The sequence below is a fragment of the Streptococcus oralis genome (assembly GCF_003943385.1).
Classification (GTDB): Bacteria; Bacillota; Bacilli; order Lactobacillales; family Streptococcaceae; genus Streptococcus; species Streptococcus oralis_CA.
In genome coordinates, this window is the sequence record NZ_RJPI01000003.1 from 76,417 (window position 1) to 93,563 (window position 17,147).

The 17,147-nt window shown below is 39.7% G+C and carries 19 protein-coding genes and 1 pseudogene; 5 read left to right on the top strand and 15 right to left on the bottom strand.

From position 1 onward, the window contains the following. Positions 1–8: 8 nt before the first annotated feature. From D8803_RS09780 to parE, 7 genes and pseudogenes are all read right to left on the bottom strand, one after another. Positions 9–122, bottom strand: a pseudogene (locus D8803_RS09780) (N-acetyltransferase); the annotation flags it as partial. Continuing rightward, a complete protein-coding gene (locus D8803_RS03285; RefSeq protein ID WP_131200238.1) occupies positions 113–454 on the bottom strand; it encodes a hypothetical protein in 342 nt (113 codons plus the stop codon). The gene D8803_RS03285 and the pseudogene D8803_RS09780, both read right to left, overlap by 10 nt. A 1-nt stretch (position 455) precedes the next feature. After that, entirely contained in the window at positions 456–1,001 is a 546-nt protein-coding gene (locus D8803_RS03290; RefSeq protein WP_131200239.1) for a hypothetical protein, read from the bottom strand. A gap of 62 nt (positions 1,002–1,063) precedes the next feature. Continuing rightward, positions 1,064–1,813, bottom strand: coding sequence for a DUF6261 family protein (locus D8803_RS09695; RefSeq protein ID WP_190316792.1), 750 nt, complete (start codon positions 1,811–1,813; stop codon positions 1,064–1,066). Between the two features lie 113 nt (positions 1,814–1,926). Then, positions 1,927–2,748, bottom strand: a complete 822-nt coding sequence (locus D8803_RS03305; RefSeq protein WP_131200240.1) for a hypothetical protein — start codon at positions 2,746–2,748, stop codon at positions 1,927–1,929. After that, positions 2,699–3,091 (bottom strand): SEC-C metal-binding domain-containing protein, encoded by a 393-nt coding sequence (locus D8803_RS03310; RefSeq protein WP_131200241.1) that lies wholly within the window; start codon positions 3,089–3,091, stop codon positions 2,699–2,701. Before D8803_RS03310 ends, D8803_RS03305 begins: the two co-directional genes overlap by 50 nt. Positions 3,092–3,100: 9 nt before the next feature. Then, a complete protein-coding gene (parE, locus tag D8803_RS03315; protein WP_131200242.1) occupies positions 3,101–5,044 on the bottom strand; it encodes a DNA topoisomerase IV subunit B in 1,944 nt (647 codons plus the stop codon). A gap of 135 nt (positions 5,045–5,179) precedes the next feature. Between parE and plsY the strand changes: the two genes are divergently transcribed. After that, the gene (gene plsY / locus D8803_RS03320; protein ID WP_131200243.1) at positions 5,180–5,821 is read left to right on the top strand and encodes a glycerol-3-phosphate 1-O-acyltransferase PlsY; all 642 of its coding nucleotides are present in this window, start codon (positions 5,180–5,182) and stop codon (positions 5,819–5,821) included. 239 nt (positions 5,822–6,060) lie between these two features. Further along, positions 6,061–7,224, top strand: a complete 1,164-nt coding sequence (locus D8803_RS03325; protein WP_263398601.1) for an MFS transporter — start codon at positions 6,061–6,063, stop codon at positions 7,222–7,224. Between the two features lie 120 nt (positions 7,225–7,344). Here D8803_RS03325 and D8803_RS03330 read toward each other — a convergent pair whose 3' ends face one another. The 8 genes from D8803_RS03330 to D8803_RS03365 all read right to left on the bottom strand — a co-directional run bounded on the left by D8803_RS03330 (position 7,345) and on the right by D8803_RS03365 (position 15,095). Next, positions 7,345–8,301 carry an ABC transporter permease gene (locus D8803_RS03330; protein ID WP_000029131.1) on the bottom strand — a complete coding sequence of 319 codons (957 nt, stop codon included), beginning with the start codon at positions 8,299–8,301 and terminating at the stop codon, positions 7,345–7,347. Between the two features lie 2 nt (positions 8,302–8,303). Continuing rightward, positions 8,304–9,362: an ABC transporter permease gene (locus D8803_RS03335; RefSeq protein WP_000038677.1), complete on the bottom strand. Its 1,059-nt coding sequence runs from the start codon at positions 9,360–9,362 to the stop codon at positions 8,304–8,306. After that, positions 9,355–10,890: an ABC transporter ATP-binding protein gene (locus D8803_RS03340; protein ID WP_131200244.1), complete on the bottom strand. Its 1,536-nt coding sequence runs from the start codon at positions 10,888–10,890 to the stop codon at positions 9,355–9,357. The genes D8803_RS03335 and D8803_RS03340 overlap by 8 nt, the downstream gene beginning before the upstream one ends. 136 nt (positions 10,891–11,026) lie before the next feature. Then, entirely contained in the window at positions 11,027–12,082 is a 1,056-nt protein-coding gene (locus tag D8803_RS03345) for a BMP family protein (protein WP_001036146.1), read from the bottom strand. 90 nt (positions 12,083–12,172) lie between these two features. After that, positions 12,173–12,562: a cytidine deaminase gene (locus D8803_RS03350; RefSeq protein ID WP_000246115.1), complete on the bottom strand. Its 390-nt coding sequence runs from the start codon at positions 12,560–12,562 to the stop codon at positions 12,173–12,175. Further along, positions 12,549–13,211 carry a deoxyribose-phosphate aldolase gene (gene deoC / locus D8803_RS03355; RefSeq protein ID WP_000773691.1) on the bottom strand — a complete coding sequence of 221 codons (663 nt, stop codon included), beginning with the start codon at positions 13,209–13,211 and terminating at the stop codon, positions 12,549–12,551. The genes D8803_RS03350 and deoC overlap by 14 nt, the downstream gene beginning before the upstream one ends. 19 nt (positions 13,212–13,230) lie before the next feature. Further along, on the bottom strand, positions 13,231–14,508 hold the full coding sequence (locus D8803_RS03360) for a pyrimidine-nucleoside phosphorylase (protein ID WP_001202933.1): 1,278 nt from the start codon (positions 14,506–14,508) through the stop codon (positions 13,231–13,233). After that, positions 14,505–15,095, bottom strand: coding sequence for a class I SAM-dependent methyltransferase (locus D8803_RS03365; protein WP_009013953.1), 591 nt, complete (start codon positions 15,093–15,095; stop codon positions 14,505–14,507). Before D8803_RS03365 ends, D8803_RS03360 begins: the two co-directional genes overlap by 4 nt. A gap of 234 nt (positions 15,096–15,329) precedes the next feature. Between D8803_RS03365 and coaA the strand changes: the two genes are divergently transcribed. The 3 genes from coaA to D8803_RS03380 all read left to right on the top strand — a co-directional run bounded on the left by coaA (position 15,330) and on the right by D8803_RS03380 (position 17,140). Further along, positions 15,330–16,250, top strand: a complete 921-nt coding sequence (gene coaA / locus D8803_RS03370; protein WP_000180478.1) for a type I pantothenate kinase — start codon at positions 15,330–15,332, stop codon at positions 16,248–16,250. Between the two features lie 67 nt (positions 16,251–16,317). Further along, positions 16,318–16,554 carry a 30S ribosomal protein S20 gene (gene rpsT / locus D8803_RS03375; protein ID WP_001274000.1) on the top strand — a complete coding sequence of 79 codons (237 nt, stop codon included), beginning with the start codon at positions 16,318–16,320 and terminating at the stop codon, positions 16,552–16,554. 52 nt (positions 16,555–16,606) lie between these two features. After that, complete coding sequence (locus tag D8803_RS03380; RefSeq protein WP_000684214.1) at positions 16,607–17,140, top strand: DNA topology modulation protein; 534 nt, start codon at positions 16,607–16,609, stop codon at positions 17,138–17,140. Positions 17,141–17,147 lie beyond the last annotated feature (7 nt).

Consider the following 17,147-nt stretch of genomic DNA (forward strand, 5'->3'; position numbering starts at 1 on the left):
CTGCCTTTTTAGTGAAAACTTTTGATTCTGTAGAGGACATGTCTATAAAGGGGACTGGCTGCTGGAACTTTTTCCTTATCAAATTCTTTGAAAAATCCCATGACTAGTTTTTTTAATGACTTTGACAGCCATCTTTGTTTTTATTCCTTGTTTTTAAAAGCTCATTAATAATAAGTAAAACTACTAACAGAACAGCTAATACATTTGTTTGGGTGCTGATTTTGAAACATCTGACAAAAATTTGAAGGATATCACTTATCAAATTAACCCCTACAATTACACTCATGACACCTATGGCCTTACCTGAAATTTTTGGCATAATATTTCCCTTGTCTTCCTCCACTTGATTAGTTTCACCGGATTTTACATGTTTTTCTAAAAAATTTTCAACAGAAAATTCATTTATCTTATCTTCACCATTTTTATTAATTTTAACATCTAGTTCAAGTTTCATCTCATACCTTTTCCTTCATTCTATCATTGATTCTTTTGATCAGATCGTATTCTTTATCGCCATTCCCTAAGGATCTGCATATTGTCTCTGCTTTTTCATACGTTTCACGAATAAATTCTGGTTGTCTTGAAGCATTGTAATAAAGCTTCAAAAATTTCAAAGATGATAGCATAGAAGCATTGTATTCCCAATGGTTCTTCAACAGACATCTGATAAAAACCCTGATGATTTCCTGTTCTTGATACAAGAGACTTGTTTCATGATGTTCAAAATACTTTAACGAAATATAATCACAATAGTAAATCATGATATTAGATATCCAATCAAAAGTGTTTTCTTGAACTTCCTTAGCTGGTTCATAGCGTAGAGCTGTCCTTAACACCTGAACTTCTTTAAGCGTAATTTCTTTAGCAGAAGCTGCATCAAAAAGCTTTGAGCGCCAGCCTGAAATGCCATCTAAAGAACTTCTATAATTGGTATATAAGGTAAAGATTGACACAATTGCACCTAACAGAGCCGCAAATAATCCAACCACTAATTCATTCATCTTTATATCCTATATTCACTTTCTAAGATTTATTTTGACTCGCATAAATTAAACAGAACAACCTACTTGGCTTCTTCTGGTTGTGTTGGGGTAATCTTTTTGCTTGGCTTGCGTTTTTTATAGCGACTACGGATAGCGTTGAGGTGGTCACGGAGATCAGCATACTGCTTCTTATCTGGATAAGCATAGGCGTTGATTGCAGTAAAGTCCACAAGGAAGTCATAGATTTCTTGTAGTTTCGCACGGATTTCCTTGTTTTGACTAGGTGCCTTGCCTTTTTGCTCAGCCAAGCGCTCCTTATAGGCTTTTTCAAACTGAGCCTGCGCCTTTGTCAAGGTTTCTACATGAGTTGTCAAATGCAGGGTTGAAAGGGCAGTTTGGTAGTCACTACCTTTTAGCTCCTTGAGCAAATGATTAATAGCTTCCGTCTCTTTTTCGTAGCTCATACTCGTTAGCCCAGCATAATTTTTGAAAAGTTTGCTGAGTTTGTCGTAAGCTTCCTTGCTACTTGCCTCTTTCACACGAGAGAAGGCCTTGACCAAACCAGTCAAAGTAGAAAGCGCATCATCACGCTCACGGTCAGACACTTCCAGACTAGCCACCGTTTGACTGGCCTTGGAACGGTGCAAACCAGCTTGCAAGGTCTCAAGAAGTTTCTCCATATCCCCAAGCTTTGTTGCGTAAACCTGCTCAGACTTATTGGCTTTTGTAAAAGCACCCAATTCGTCCCTGCTCTCAGATAGAAGTTGGAAGAATTCGTTGTTTTCTAAATTGCGTACAGTTAAACTCGTGATTCCATATTCTTTTTTCATAAAACTCCTCTTTCAATGATGTGTTTTTAAGTTTTTGCTCTAAAACAATTCAGAACATATCTAAATATTCGTATTTTACTCCAATAATCCAAAACACATATGTGTGTTTTAAGTTATTTCCCACTAGACAAGATATTCTTCAGGTGGGATTTTTTATTTTCTAACTGGTTAGATAAAAAATCAAAACCTAAACATTCGAATAAATCAACATTTGTAAAATTATTTCGTATTTTCTCAAATTTCTCAAATTCCCCACTTCTTATTTTCCTATCATAAAATTCAGGCGCAAATACAATGTTTTGCGAATTTAATACAACTAGATTTTGTATAAAAAATCCGTTTTTGTAGGTATTAATAAAATTAATTATATCACTATTATCTTTTGTAGAAATAGCAAAAAATAGATTAGGTATATTTTCGTATTCAGGTAATATTCCAACACAGATAGGAACTTTAGTATTGAAATTGTCGACTATTCCAATAGCTTTTACAAGTTTGGATCTATTCACTATTGCAGTAGCTGCAAACTCTAACGACAACATATCTAATTTAGAATAAGTTATTTTGAAATCTGAACTATAATCAGAAAGAGCACCTCTTTCATCAATATATTTTTCGAATTTCATTTTCATACCTTTGTAATTATCTAACGAATCAAAATTTGCTTGTATACTTTTTTCCACCATATCATGAGGATAGGCGCTGAGACGTGGATTGCCTTTTATAAACTCAGATAGTTTATTATTATTTTTTCCAGTCAATGAATTTAACAACCAATACTCATTGACTAACGCCCTGTAAGAATACAGGAATATATAATCCTCAATGCTAGTGTTTTTAATTAGATTCTTATTTTCAATTGATTCAAATATTGCATCATGTTTTTTACAAAAACCTGGAAAGACAGTAGCTTTTTTTAAAACTCTGTTCATCATACAGAGAAGTATCATCACTACCTAAAAAATCGATATTCTTAAAAATTGGGGAATTTATCACCTTATATCCTTCTGATAATTTTCCCTTTAGCAATGATTTATGAATAGTATGTGACCCAATCGGCTTTTCACTACAATTCTTATAAAAACATTTATCGTTCTTTAGATTTTCTCGCAATCTAATTTTCTCAGCTGCTACTATGATATTTTTAAGGTTTTCTTCTGACTTATCACGAAGATTATTTTTTTCCATTCTATTAGGGAGTTTATCTAAATCCAAATGACATTTCTTATATTTTTTCCCAGAACCACAATAACATTTATCATTTCTTCCTAATGACATATATCCCTCCTAAAATACTGTACTCTCCTCAAGCGTAAACTTGACATTATCCTCAATCCACTTACGGCGTGGTTCGACCTTGTCTCCCATGAGGACGTTTACGCGGCGTTCAGCACGTGCTAGATCTTCAATTGTAACACGGATAAGAGTGCGGGTTTCTGGATTCATGGTTGTTTCCCAGAGTTGGTCCGCATTCATCTCACCAAGACCTTTGTAGCGTTGAAGGGTAGCGCCTTTGCCAAACTGCTTACGGAGTTCTTCAAGCTCTCCGTCCGTCCAAGCATAAGCCACTTCTTCTTTCTTACCTTTTCCTTTGGACATCTTGTAAAGAGGCGGTAAGGCGATATAGACATGTCCTGCCTCAACTAGCGGACGCATGTAGCGGTAGAAAAAGGTTAAGAGCAAGGTCTGGATGTGGGCCCCATCGGTATCGGCATCGGTCATGATAATGATCTTGTCATAGTTGGCATCTTCAATAGAGAAGTCTGCTCCGACACCCGCACCGATGGTATAAATCATGGTGTTGATTTCCTCATTTTTGAGGATATCCGCCATCTTGGCCTTGGCTGTATTGATAACCTTACCACGAAGAGGCAGGATAGCCTGGAACTTGCGGTCACGACCTTGTTTGGCAGAACCGCCAGCAGAATCACCCTCGACCAGGTAGAGTTCGTTCTTTGCAGAATTTTTAGACTGGGCTGGGGTTAATTTACCAGATAGCAGGCCCTTATCTTTTTTATTTTTCTTACCATTTCGGCTCTCATCACGCGCCTTACGGGCCGCTTCACGGGCATCACGAGCCTTGATAGCCTTTTTGATGAGATTTGAAGCTAGTTCTCCATTCTCCATTAGGAAGAAGGTCAACTTATCAGATACTATGCCATCCACAACAGGACGAGCCAGAGGGCTTCCAAGTTTGTCCTTGGTCTGTCCCTCAAATTGGAGGTGTTCTTCCGGAACTAGGATAGAAAGAACAGCTGCTAGTCCCTCACGATAATCTGAACCTTCTAGGTTTTTATCTTTTTCCTTGAGAAGTCCCGTCTTACGCGCATAGTCGTTCATGACCTTTGTAATGGCAGACTTGAGTCCCGTCTCATGCGTCCCACCGTCCTTGGTACGAACGTTATTGACAAAGGATAGAATGTTATCTGAAAATCCATCATTGTACTGGAGGGCTACTTCCACTTGGAATCCATTGTCTTCGCCTTCAAAGTATAGAACTGGCGTCAAGGTTTCCTTGTCTTCATTCAGATAGGAAACAAAGTCCTGCACCCCATTTTCATAGTGAAACTCGATCGATTCTTCTGTTCGTTTGTCAGTTAGAGACAAGGTCACATTTTTCAAGAGAAAGGCTGACTCATTAAGGCGTTCTGAGATGGTATTGTACTTGAAGTCAGTCGTAGAAAAGATACTGGCATCTGGCATGAAGGTCACCTTGGTACCTGTCTTCGACTTAGCTGCTGTCCCAACTTTTTGAAGAGTTGTTACTGGCTTTCCACCATTTTCAAATCGTTGTTTATAAACCGTTCCATCACGGGTGATTTCAACTTCCAGCCAACTTGATAGGGCATTCACGACTGAAGATCCCACTCCGTGGAGACCACCAGATGTCTTATAACCCCCTTGACCGAATTTTCCTCCAGCGTGAAGGATAGTAAAGATAACTTCAACAGTTGGGATTCCCATAGCGTGCATCCCAGTTGGCATCCCACGTCCATGGTCTTGAACCGTCAAACTCCCGTCCTTATTAATGGTGACATCAATGCGATCACCAAATCCAGATAGGGCTTCATCGACCGCATTGTCCACGATTTCCCAGACTAGGTGATGGAGACCCGCACCGTCAGTCGATCCGATATACATCCCTGGACGTTTACGGACCGCATCCAACCCTTCTAGCACCTGAATGGCGTCGTCATTATAATTGTTAATATTGATTTCCTTTTTTGACACAAGGAACCTCCTATTCGTTCATCTTTACTATTTTACAGGTTTTCTGGGGATTTTGCAAAATTTTTCCCATTCAGCTGTCACAATTTCACAAGATATTCTCAGCCTTTCTACACCATTTCATGGTATAATAGACACATGATGACATTTGTATTATTAATACTAGCTTATTTGCTAGGTTCGATTCCGTCTGGTCTATGGATTGGACAAATTTTCTTTCAAACAAATCTGCGTGAACACGGTTCTGGAAATACCGGAACGACCAATACTTTCCGCATTTTAGGAAAGAAAGCAGGTATGGCAACCTTTGTGATTGACTTCTTTAAAGGAACCTTGACCACCCTACTTCCTATTCTTTTCCACCAACAAGGTGTATCACCTCTTGTCTTTGGACTTTTGGCTGTGATTGGACATACCTTTCCTATCTTTGCAGGATTTAAGGGTGGTAAGGCTGTCGCAACCAGTGCTGGGGTTGTTTTCGGATTTGCCCCTGTTTTCTGTCTCTATCTAGCAGTCGTATTCTTTGGAACCCTCTATCTTAGTAGTATGATTTCCTTGTCTAGCGTTGCCGCTTCTACTGCTGCTGTAATTGGAGTTCTAATTTTCCCTCTATTTGGGTTTATCTTAAGTAGCTATGACCTTCTTTTTATCGTGATTATCCTAGCTCTTGCTAGCTTAATTATCATTCGTCACAAGGATAATATCACACGCATCAAAAACAAAACTGAAAACCTCGTTCCTTGGGGATTGAACCTAACCCATCAAAATCCTAATAAATAAAACGCCAGTTTGAAACTGGCGTTTAAAGATATTCAATTACACTAATATCCTAGTGTGATTCTTATTAGATATACTTTTTAAATAATAACTTTCATGGGGGAGGATGTAGATGAAAAATATAATTAGTGATCGTATATCAAATAAGCAAATTATAAAAGAATAAGCAAATTATAAAAGATTTTATTAGCAATTTCATTGGCTCTTTGAGCGGGAAATCTTTCAATTTTGCTTTAGGTTTGATGCTACTGGATCAAACAAAATCTGCAATGAGTTTTGGGATTAATATGATTATTTATCCTTTAGTCAGTTTGATTTTCTTAGTTCCCATTGGTAATCTAGTAGATAGATACCCACACAAGAAAATCTTAATATATAATTTCATCTTTAGGATTTTTATCTTTCTTTTGTTTTATGCTTTTTATTTTCTTATGGATTCTTCTAGTATCTTATATCTAGTAATTCCATTTGTAATACTCCACTCTATTACAGTCAATATAAGTGATACTTGTTATTCAGCCTCAATTCATGAATTAGTAAATGATAAAAAAATTCAAAGATTAAGTTCTGTTACACAGACTGCCATTGCAATTGCAACCATGCTTTCTCCAGCCATTGGAGTCATTTTTTATGGTTGGTTAGGTTTTGCAGGTTTTATTCTAATTGAAATCTTTGCAAACCTCCTCTCTTTAGGAGTTCTACTTAGTATGAAATTTTACTATGAATATAACGAGAAAGAGAACAAGGCTACGAATTGTGAAAATCCTCTGCATGGAGTCAAAGGAATCATTCAATTTCTTAAAGAAAATCAAATTGTAAAATACATTATTCTTGTAAGTGTTATCCTCAATTTTTTCTACACATCTATCAGTATTGGGGTGCCATTTGTAGTAAAAGAACAACTTCTGTTAGGTAACTCGACAGTAGGAATGCTTGAAACTATGGCAGCAGTAGGAATGCTTTTAGCCAGTATTTCAATGTCACTATTGCCAGATAAGAAAGAAAACAACATCTTACTCTCGAGTAAGATAACCATGCCACTTGTTCTCTTAACTATGGCTATTATTGGTTTAGGCATCACGTTTGCATCAACTAACTCTCAAATTATTATTTCTTTTCTTGGTAGTATATTTATGGGAATCATTGCGTTTACTCTTGTTGTTTTAAATATTATTGTGATGACTTACCTTCAAAGTACCATCGAAACAAAATTTTTAGGCAGAGTAATGAGTACTTTATTTACACTAAATACATCTATCATGCCGATAGGTACCATAGTATTCACTTATCTTTTTCAAAAAGAAGTGAATGGAGGGGTGATATTCATATTCGGGGGAGGAACCCTACTAATATATATAATTATAATGTTACCTAAAATTTTTAGAATACTAAAAATTGAAAACTAAGTTTAATTAGAACTTAAAATTTAAGAGCTGCTTATTCGCTATAATTTACTATCATATATTTCAAAACTGAAATTTTAAAAATAGAAAACGCCAGTTTGAAACTGACGTTTTTTTGTATGCTTATTTTGACTTGATGTAGTTGATACCGTCTGCCTTTGGTGCGACTGCTTTTCCAAAGAAGGCTGCCAAGACAAGGATGGTCAAGACATAAGGGGCGATTTGAAGGTAAACCGCTGGCACTCCTTGTAGGAAAGGTAATTGAGAACCGATAACTGCCAAACTTTGTGAAAGTCCAAAGAAAAGACTAGAAAGCATAGCACCGATTGGGTTCCATTTACCAAAGATCATTGCCGCAAGAGCGATAAATCCAGGACCGACAATAGTTGTCACTGAGAAGTTAACTGAAATGGATTGAGCATAAATCGCTCCCCCAATTCCACCAAGGAAACCTGATATGATAACTCCAAGATATCGCATCTTGTAGACATTGATCCCCAAGGTATCCGCTGCCTGAGGGTGTTCACCAACAGAGCGAAGGCGAAGACCAAAACGTGTCTTAAAGAGAATAAACCAAGCAAGGAAAGAGAAGGCAATCGCGATATAACCTAGTAGACTGGTTGACTTGAAGAAGATATCTCCAATCACTGGGATATCAGCCAAAACTGGGAAATCAAAACGTCCAAAAGTCTGGCTTAAGTTATCCGTTTGTCCTTTGTTATAAAGAACTTTAACTAAGAAAACCGCTAGGGCAGGAGCCATCAAGTTCAATACTGTACCACTGACAACATGGTCCGCACGGAAATGAACCGTTGCGACGGCATGGATGAGGGAGAAAATGGCTCCCACGATACCAGCAACTAACAAGGAAATCCAAGGAGTCGCTGCTCCAAGTTGTTCTGCAAACTCAAGGTTAAAGACAACCCCAGAAAAGGCTCCCATAACCATAATTCCTTCAAGACCGACGTTAACGACACCACCACGTTCAGAGAAAACTCCTCCGATACTCGTAAAAATAAGTGGTGCTGAGTAAATCAGCATAGAAGAGACCAAGAGGGTGAGTAATGTTGTAATAGACATCCTTACTTACCTCCTTTAACTTGTTTTTTGGGTTTGACAAAATGTTCGATAATATAGTGAACACTGACAAAGAAGATAATGGACGCTGTTACAATGCTGACAAGCTCAGACGGAACTTGCGCAGCGTTCATACCCGGCGCACCAACTTGCAAAACTCCAAATAAGAAGGCTGCAAAGAGAATTCCAATTGGTGAATTTCCAGCAAGCAAACTAACTGCCATCCCGTTAAATCCGATAGCTAATGATGATCCCTGAACGTAAACGTTTTGGAAAGTTCCAAGACCTTCTACCGCTCCACCAAGACCAGCCAAGGCACCAGAGATAATCATCGATAGAATGATTGTACGTTTTGCTGAAATACCAGCGTACTCTGAAGCATGGGGATTAAGACCAACTGCACGAATTTCAAAACCGAGAGTCGTTTTCTTGAGCAAGAACCAAATCACACCAACAGCAATGATGGCGAAGAAGATCCCGATATTCATACGAGAATTACCAGTCAACTCAGATAACCATGGTGTTTGATAAGTGGCATTGGCACTCACACGAATCGTTGAGTCCGTGCTTTGCATAAAGTCTTTCGGAAAAGAATGAATAAAGGCGTTCCCTACGTACAAAACAATGTAGTTCATCATGATGGTTACGATAACCTCTGATGTACCTAAATAAGCTCTGAGAATACCTGGAATAGCACCTACAATCCCACCTGCAATCAAAGCAATTACTACGGTCGCTAAAATCAACATTGGGCGTGGCATATCCGGATGCGACAAAGCAAACCAACCACTAAGAATCCAACCCGCTAGTGCCTGACCAGGAAGTCCAACGTTAAAGAAACCTGCCCGACTAGCGACAGCGAAACCAAGACCAATCAAGACTAGAGGTCCCATGGCACGGAAAATTTCCCCAATCCCACGAAGGCTACCAAAAGCTGTATAAAACAGCTCCTCATAACCCCAGATAGCATCGTAGCCGAAGATCCACATGACAATGGCTCCGAGCAAGATTCCTAAGAATACGGAAATCAAGGGAACCGAAATTTGTTGTAATTTTTTAGACATCACTCTTCTCCTTTCCCAAGTCTCCACCAGCCATCAAGACACCAAGTTCTTGTTTGTTAGTCGTTTCTGGCGATACAATACCTTGAATCTTCCCATCGTGGATAACAGCAATACGGTCTGAGACATTTAAAATCTCATCCAATTCAAAGCTGACAACGAGAACAGCCTTGCCATTATCACGTTCCTCAATCAAGCGTTTGTGAATGTACTCAATTGCACCAACGTCCAAACCACGAGTTGGCTGGCTGACGATAAGGAGTTCAGGATCACGATCAATCTCACGAGCAATAATCGCTTTTTGTTGATTTCCTCCTGAAAGAGCTGCTGCTGGAACAAATTCGCTTGCCGCACGGACGTCAAATTCTTCCATTAATTGCTTTGCATGTGAAGTGATATTCGCATAGTTCAAAATACCATTCTTACTGAGTGGTTCTTTATAGTAGGTTTGAAGAGCGATATTTTCTGAAATCATCATCTCCAAAATCAAGCCATCACGGTGACGGTCCTCAGGAACGTGCCCCACGCTTAGTTCTGTAATTTGTCGAGGATGCATCCCCACGATTGATTTGCCTTTTAATTCAACGCTACCTGACTCAACCTTACGAAGACCTGTAATGGCTTGAATGAGTTCAGATTGACCATTGCCATCAATACCTGCAATACCAACAATCTCACCAGCACGAACATCCAAAGAAAGATTCTTCACAGCTGGAACACCACGGTTTTCATTAACAACCAAGTCCTTGATAGACAAGACCACTTCTTTGGGTTGTGGTGCCTGTTTCTCCGTTTTGAAGGAGACAGAGCGCCCTACCATCATTTCTGCCAAATCGGCATTGGTAGCTCCAGCAATCTCAACCGTCTGGATTGATTTACCACGACGGATAACCGTCACACGATTGGATACCGCACGAATTTCATCCAGTTTATGGGTAATCAAAATAATGGATTTTCCTTCTTTGACAAGGTTTTTCATGATAGCCATCAACTCATCAATCTCTGAAGGAGTCAATACTGCCGTAGGTTCGTCAAAGATGAGGATATCAGCACCACGATAAAGTGTTTTCAAAATTTCTACACGTTGTTGGGCACCAACGGAAATATCCGCCACCTTAGCAGCAGGATCCACTGCCAAACCATAACGTTCAGAAAGAGCCTTGATTTCTCTAGTAGCTTCGCCTATATCTAGCATACCATTTTTAGTGATTTCACTCCCCAAAATGATATTCTCAGCTACTGTAAAAGCTTCGACCAACATAAAATGTTGGTGAACCATCCCAATTCCTAGACTAGCAGCTTTAGAAGGTGAATCTAGTTTGACAGCTTGACCATTCACCGCAATTTCACCACTAGTTGGCTCAAGAAGTCCTGCCAGCATATTCATCAGAGTGGATTTACCCGCTCCATTTTCTCCTAAAAGTGCATGGATTTCACCTTTTTGCAGTTGCAAATTGATCTTGTCGTTTGCTACAAATTCACCAAACACCTTGGTAATATCCCGCATCTCAATGACATTTTCGTGTGCCATATGCTCTTCCTTTCAGAGGTTTATTTTATTTCAATAAAACCTGCTAATCACATTAACAAGCTCTATTGAGACAAAAATTGCCTCAATTCTTAAAGAAGCGACCGATGGCCGCTTCCTAAGAAATGACTTTTATCCATTATTTTTCAGGAACTTTTACACTTCCGTCAAGGATTTTAGCTTTTGCATCTTCGACAGCCTTTTTACCTTCTTCTGAAAGGTTTGTTACTGCCAAGTCAACCCCTTTATCTTTCAATGAGTAGACGATAACTTGTCCACCAGGGAATTCACCTTTTTCTGTTTTGTTGGCAATATCTTTTACAGTTGTACCAACTTGTTTCAATGTAGATACAAGAACGAAGTTTGATTCTTTACCATCTTTAGAAGTGTATTTACCTTCTGCTGCTTGGTCACGGTCTACACCAATAACCCAAACTTTTTCGTTTTCATTTTTGCTTTCGTTCAAAGATTTTGCTTCAGCAAAGACACCAGCACCTGTACCACCAGCTGCTTGGTAGACAACGTCTGCACCTGCAGCGTATTGAGCTGCTGCAATTGTTTTACCTTTAGCAGCATCACCAAATGAACCAGCGTAGTCAACTTGTACCTTAATAGAAGGGTCTACTGAGGCAACACCAGCCTTAAATCCAGCAGCGAAACGTGAAATAACTTCAGATTCGATACCACCTACAAAACCAACTTGTTTTGTTTTAGTTGTTTTAGCTGCTGCAACACCAGCAAGGTAAGCTGCTTCGTTATCAGCAAATGTTACGCTCGCAACATTCTTTTGATCTTTGATCACATCATCAATCAAGACATAGTTTAAGTCAGAGTGGTCTTTTGCTGCCTCTTCAACTGCATTGTGAAGTGCAAAACCAACACCGAAGATCAGGTTGTAACTTCCAGCCGCTTGTTGCAAGTTGTTAGCATAGTCTGCTTCACTTGTTGATTGGAAATAAGTAAAGCCTTTATCTTTAGAAAGATTGTGTTCTTTACCCCAGTCTTGCAAACCTTCCCAAGCTGATTGGTTAAATGATTTATCATCAACACCACCAGTATCTGTTACGATCGCTGCTTTCGTCTTCATTTCAGATGAAGATGAAGCTGCGTTACGAGAAGAGCGGTTACCACATGCAGCAAGTCCAACTGCTGCCACTGCAACTAGACCAAGGCCTAGCCATTGTTTCTTGTTCATTACTGAACCTCCTAAATAAGATGTGCAACGATGTTGCAAGTATAGATCGTTTGGTCACGTAGACCACAGCCACTCGAAGAGTAGCTCAGACTAATTTAAGTCTGTAAATGAGTATGGAAGTAACTCCCCGACCGTCATCTCGACCGTCGATTTATCTTTAGCGACAAGTGTCACCTTTAGATCTTGTTCAAAAAACTCAACCATGACCTGGCGACAAGCACCACATGGCGAGATGGGTTTTTCAGTTTGTCCGTAGACAATCAACTCTGAAAATTCCCGTTGCCCCTCCGAAACTGCTTTAAAAATAGCAGTACGTTCTCCACAATTAGTCAAGGGATAACTAGCATTCTCGATATTAACACCCGTATAAATGCTACCGTCCTTGGCAACTAAAACAGCTCCGATGGGAAAGTGAGAATAGGGGACATAGGCATACTTGCTGGTTTCAATTGCTAGTTCAATCAACTCAGTAGTCGCCATATGCTAGTTCTCCTTTTAAAATGGTCACACCAGCTGATGTTCCGATACGAGTAGCGCCTGCTTCCACAAAAGCAACAGCATCCGCATATGAACGAGCTCCACCAGCTGCCTTAACTCCCATATCTGGCCCGACTGTTTTACGCATCAACTGAACATCCTCAATAGTGGCACCACCAGTTGAAAATCCAGTGGATGTTTTAACAAAGTCAGCTCCTGCTTTTTGGGATAATTGGCAGGCCACAACCTTTTCATCGTCTGTCAACAAGCAGGCTTCAATAATAACCTTAACCAACTTGTCACCACTTGCTTCTACAACAGCACGGATGTCCGACTCAACTAAATCAAGATTGCCTGATTTGAGGGCGCCGACATTGATAACCATATCAATCTCATCTGCACCGTTTTGGACAGCTTCTTTTGTTTCAAAAGCTTTCACAGCTGAAGTTGTTGCTCCAAGAGGGAAACCAACTACTGTACAAACCTTTACATCTGAGCCTTCAAGCCCTGTTTTGGCATGTTTAACCCATGTGGGATTGACACAAACGCTGGCAAAGTCATACTCACGCGCTTCAGATAGCAAACAATCAATTTGTTCTTGACTCGCATCTTGCTTCAAAAGCGTATGATCGATATATTTATTTAACTTCATATTCGGATTCTCCCTAGTTTTATGAGATAATTTCTATAATTTCTCGTAAACTTTGCACTCCATCATTTATTTTAACATATTTTTGAAATTCTGTAACTAGTTCAGAAGAAATTTTTCCATTTGTATAAACTTTTGCAACAATTTCCCCTTTTTGAACGGAGTCTCCAACTTTCTTTTCGAAAACAATCCCTGTTTCATAGTCCAGGTCATCAGACTTGACTGCACGACCGGCACCTAGTCTCATGGCATAGAGCCCAAATTCCATTGCAGGAAGAGCTGAAATAACACCCGTATCTTGAGCTGGAATTTCCACCACATGGTCAACTTTGACGGGGCGATAGAGATCATCTAAATCACCGCCTTGTGCTGCCACCATTTCTTCAAACTTAGCCAGTGCTTGGCCATTCTCAAGATGTTGACGGATTTCCTCGACCGTTTTCTCAACATCAGCCAAGCCAAGCATAATCTGAGCTAGCTCGCAGATAAAATAACTAATATCTTCTCGGCCTTTACCTTGAAGAATCTCGATTGCCTCAAGAATTTCGAGACGATTGCCAATGGCTCTTCCCAAGGGTTGGCTCATATCCGTAATGACTGCTACCGTCTTTCGACCAACTGCCTTACCAAGATCCACCATGGTTTGAGCCAATTCACGCGCCTCATCAACCGTCTTCATGAAGGCACCCTCACCGACCGTTACGTCTAGTAAAATGGCATCCGCTCCTGCAGCAATTTTCTTGCTCATAACAGAACTAGCAATCAAAGGAATCGTGTCGACAGTTGCAGTCACATCACGGAGGGCATAGAGAAGCTTGTCTGCTTTAACCAGCTGATCGGACTGCCCAATGACAGATACACCAATGTCCTGCACCTGGCGAATGAAATCTTCTTGACTACGCTCGACTTGATAGCCCTTAATGGACTCCAATTTATCAATTGTCCCACCAGTATGGCCTAGACCACGACCACTCATTTTAGCAACGGGCACACCGAAACTCGCAACAAGTGGAGCCAAAATCAAGGTCACCTTATCACCTACACCACCAGTCGAATGCTTATCAACTTTAACCCCACCAATAGCTGACAAGTCAAACTCCTGACCTGTCTTGACCATATTCATCGTCAGGTCAGAAATCTCTCGTGTCGTCATTCCTTTAAAATAAACAGCCATAGCAAAAGCTGACATCTGGTAGTCTGGAACAGTTCCTGCCACATAGCCTTCTACCAGCCATTTGATTTCAGTTGCAGTCAGTTCTTGACCATCTCGTTTCTTTTGAATTAAATCAACTGCTCTCATTCTTTCACACTTCTAAGGATATAGTATCCCTTATCTTTCTTTACGATTTCACAATTTCCAAAAACGTCTTCCATCTTACTTTTAGCACTCGGAGCACCTTGCTTTTTCTGAATGACAATGGTTAAATCACCTCCATCTTTCAAGAAATCTCTGCTCTTTTCGATAATCTCATGAACAACTTGTTTACCCGCTCGAATAGGCGGATTAGAAATAACATGGTCAAATTTCCCTTCAACTTGTTCATAGATATTGGATTGGAAAATCGTTGCTTCTACTTTATTTCGTTCAGCATTTTGTCGAGCCAAGTCTAGAGCACGATTATTGATATCAACCATGGTTGCCTGAACTCCATAAGCCTTGACCAAAGAAAGCCCTAAGGGCCCATAACCACAACCCACATCAAGGACCGTTTCTCCTTCATTAACCTCTAAACACTTCAATAAAAACTGACTCCCAAAGTCAACCATTTTCTTGCTAAAAACACCCGCATCCGTCAAAAAGGTCATGTTTTCTCCCAACAACTCCACTCTCAACTCATGAATGTCGTGAGCAGCATCAGGATTTTCTGCATAATACATTTTACTCATAAAACTATTTTACCATATTTTAGTGAAATGTTAAATCGTTTACAAAGCTGAAGTTCAACAAACAAACTAAATCTGTTATGATAATAATTAAATGATCTTTGTATTTTTCACTCTATTTTTCCCTGTTAGAGGCAACTTATAGCAACTTTCAAGAATCAGAATGATAAATATCGAATTTCATTCTCTCTTTGACTACGAAATATGATATACTAAGATATCGAACGAGGAAAAATTATGACCAACGAATTTTTACATTTTGAGAAAATCAGCCGCCAAACCTGGCAGTCCTTGCATCGCAAGACAACCCCTCCCTTGACGGAAGAAGAACTAGACTCCATCAAGAGTTTTAATGACCAAATCAGCCTACAAGATGTGACCGACATCTATCTGCCACTGGTTCACCTTATCCATATCTATAAAAAAGCCAAAGAAGATTTGTCTTTCTCAAAAGAAATCTTTCTTCAAAGAGATAGCAAGCCCCAACCTTTTATCATTGGGGTTTCTGGTAGTGTTGCTGTGGGGAAATCGACCACTAGTCGCTTACTTCAGATTCTTCTATCACGTACTCTCCCGGATGCTACTGTAGAACTAGTGACAACGGATGGCTTTCTCTATCCCAATCAAACTTTAATTGAGCAAGATATCTTAAATCGCAAAGGTTTTCCAGAGAGTTATGACATGGAAGCCTTGCTGAATTTTCTTGACCGCCTAAAAAATGGACAGGATGTCGATATTCCAGTCTATTCTCATGAAGTGTATGACATCGTCCCTGGGGAGAAACAACGCGTTAAGGCTGCGGATTTTGTCATCGTTGAAGGAATCAATGTCTTCCAAAATCCTCAAAATGAGCGCCTTTACATCACTGATTTCTTTGATTTCTCCATCTATGTGGATGCTGCTGTCGAGGATATTGAAAGTTGGTATCTGGACCGTTTCTTAAAACTCCTCAGCTTTGCCCAGAATGATCCTGAAAGCTACTACCACCGTTTTACTCAAATGCCAATAAGAGAGGTCGAAGCCTTCGCTCATCAGATCTGGACTAGCATTAATCTAATAAATCTGCAAAACTATATCGAACCGACAAGGAATCGTGCCGAGATCATTCTCCACAAGGCTAAAAACCATGAAATCGATGAAATTTACCTAAAAAAATAATTTCCCCTTGTCAAAACCTAAGTTTTCAGATATAATGGTATAGTTAGTAAATATGGAGGTAAGAACATTGGCAAACATTAAATCAGCTATCAAACGCGCTGAATTGAACGTTAAACAAAACGAAAAAAACTCAGCTCAAAAATCAGCTATGCGTACTGCTATCAAAGCTTTCGAAGCAAACCCTTCTGAAGAACTTTTCCGTGCTGCTAGCTCAGCTATCGACAAAGCAGAAACTAAAGGTTTGATTCATAAAAACAAAGCAAGCCGCGATAAAGCTCGTCTTTCAGCTAAACTTGCTAAATAAGAAACAGTCCATAGAGGCTGTTTTTTTGTCCTCTAATCAGAAAAGGTAGAAAATGAAAATCGCAATCATCGGATATTCTGGAGCTGGTAAGTCAACCCTAGCTGAAAAATTATCAAACTACTACTCCATCCCAAAACTACACATGGATACACTCCAATTTCAACCTGGTTGGCAAGACAGTGACCGCGAATGGATGTTGACCGAGATGAAAAACTTTCTCACAAAGCATGAAGCTTGGGTCATCGACGGTAACTACTCTTGGTGCTATTACGAGGAAAGAATGCAGGAAGCTGACCAAATCATCTTTCTCAACTTTTCCCCATTGTCTTGTCTCTTTCGAGCCTTCAAACGTTATCTCACATATCGCGGCAAGGTCAGAGAAAGTATGGCTGCAGGCTGTCCTGAACGATTTGACTGGGACTTTATCAGATGGATTCTCTGGGATGGACGGAGCAAATCCGCTAAGGAACGTTATCAGCAGATTCAAGAAAGCTATCCAGAGAAAGTAATTGTTCTCAGGTCGCAAAAGGAGATGGACTACTTCTTAGAAAATCTCGCGCATAACAAGAAAAACCAACGTGCCTAACGTTGGT

Excerpts from the sequence above, each read along its gene's own strand:
- D8803_RS03365 (WP_009013953.1), bottom strand. The coding sequence starts at position 15,095 with ATGAGTAAAATGTATTATGCAGAAAATCCTGATGCTGCTCACGACATT.
- D8803_RS03310 (WP_131200241.1), bottom strand. The coding sequence starts at position 3,091 with ATGTCATTAGGAAGAAATGATAAATGTTATTGTGGTTCTGGGAAAAAA.
- D8803_RS03345 (WP_001036146.1), bottom strand. The coding sequence starts at position 12,082 with ATGAACAAGAAACAATGGCTAGGCCTTGGTCTAGTTGCAGTGGCAGCA.
- D8803_RS03360 (WP_001202933.1), bottom strand. The coding sequence starts at position 14,508 with ATGAGAGCAGTTGATTTAATTCAAAAGAAACGAGATGGTCAAGAACTG.
- D8803_RS03340 (WP_131200244.1), bottom strand. The coding sequence starts at position 10,890 with ATGGCACACGAAAATGTCATTGAGATGCGGGATATTACCAAGGTGTTT.
- D8803_RS03350 (WP_000246115.1), bottom strand. The coding sequence starts at position 12,562 with ATGGCGACTACTGAGTTGATTGAACTAGCAATTGAAACCAGCAAGTAT.
- D8803_RS03325 (WP_263398601.1), top strand. The coding sequence starts at position 6,061 with ATGCTACTGGATCAAACAAAATCTGCAATGAGTTTTGGGATTAATATG.
- coaA (WP_000180478.1), top strand. The coding sequence starts at position 15,330 with ATGACCAACGAATTTTTACATTTTGAGAAAATCAGCCGCCAAACCTGG.
- D8803_RS03305 (WP_131200240.1), bottom strand. The coding sequence starts at position 2,748 with ATGATGAACAGAGTTTTAAAAAAAGCTACTGTCTTTCCAGGTTTTTGT.
- D8803_RS03380 (WP_000684214.1), top strand. The coding sequence starts at position 16,607 with ATGAAAATCGCAATCATCGGATATTCTGGAGCTGGTAAGTCAACCCTA.
- D8803_RS09695 (WP_190316792.1), bottom strand. The coding sequence starts at position 1,813 with ATGAAAAAAGAATATGGAATCACGAGTTTAACTGTACGCAATTTAGAA.
- deoC (WP_000773691.1), bottom strand. The coding sequence starts at position 13,211 with ATGAAGTTAAATAAATATATCGATCATACGCTTTTGAAGCAAGATGCG.
- D8803_RS03330 (WP_000029131.1), bottom strand. The coding sequence starts at position 8,301 with ATGTCTATTACAACATTACTCACCCTCTTGGTCTCTTCTATGCTGATT.
- D8803_RS03285 (WP_131200238.1), bottom strand. The coding sequence starts at position 454 with ATGAAACTTGAACTAGATGTTAAAATTAATAAAAATGGTGAAGATAAG.
- D8803_RS03290 (WP_131200239.1), bottom strand. The coding sequence starts at position 1,001 with ATGAATGAATTAGTGGTTGGATTATTTGCGGCTCTGTTAGGTGCAATT.
- plsY (WP_131200243.1), top strand. The coding sequence starts at position 5,180 with ATGATGACATTTGTATTATTAATACTAGCTTATTTGCTAGGTTCGATT.
- D8803_RS03335 (WP_000038677.1), bottom strand. The coding sequence starts at position 9,362 with ATGTCTAAAAAATTACAACAAATTTCGGTTCCCTTGATTTCCGTATTC.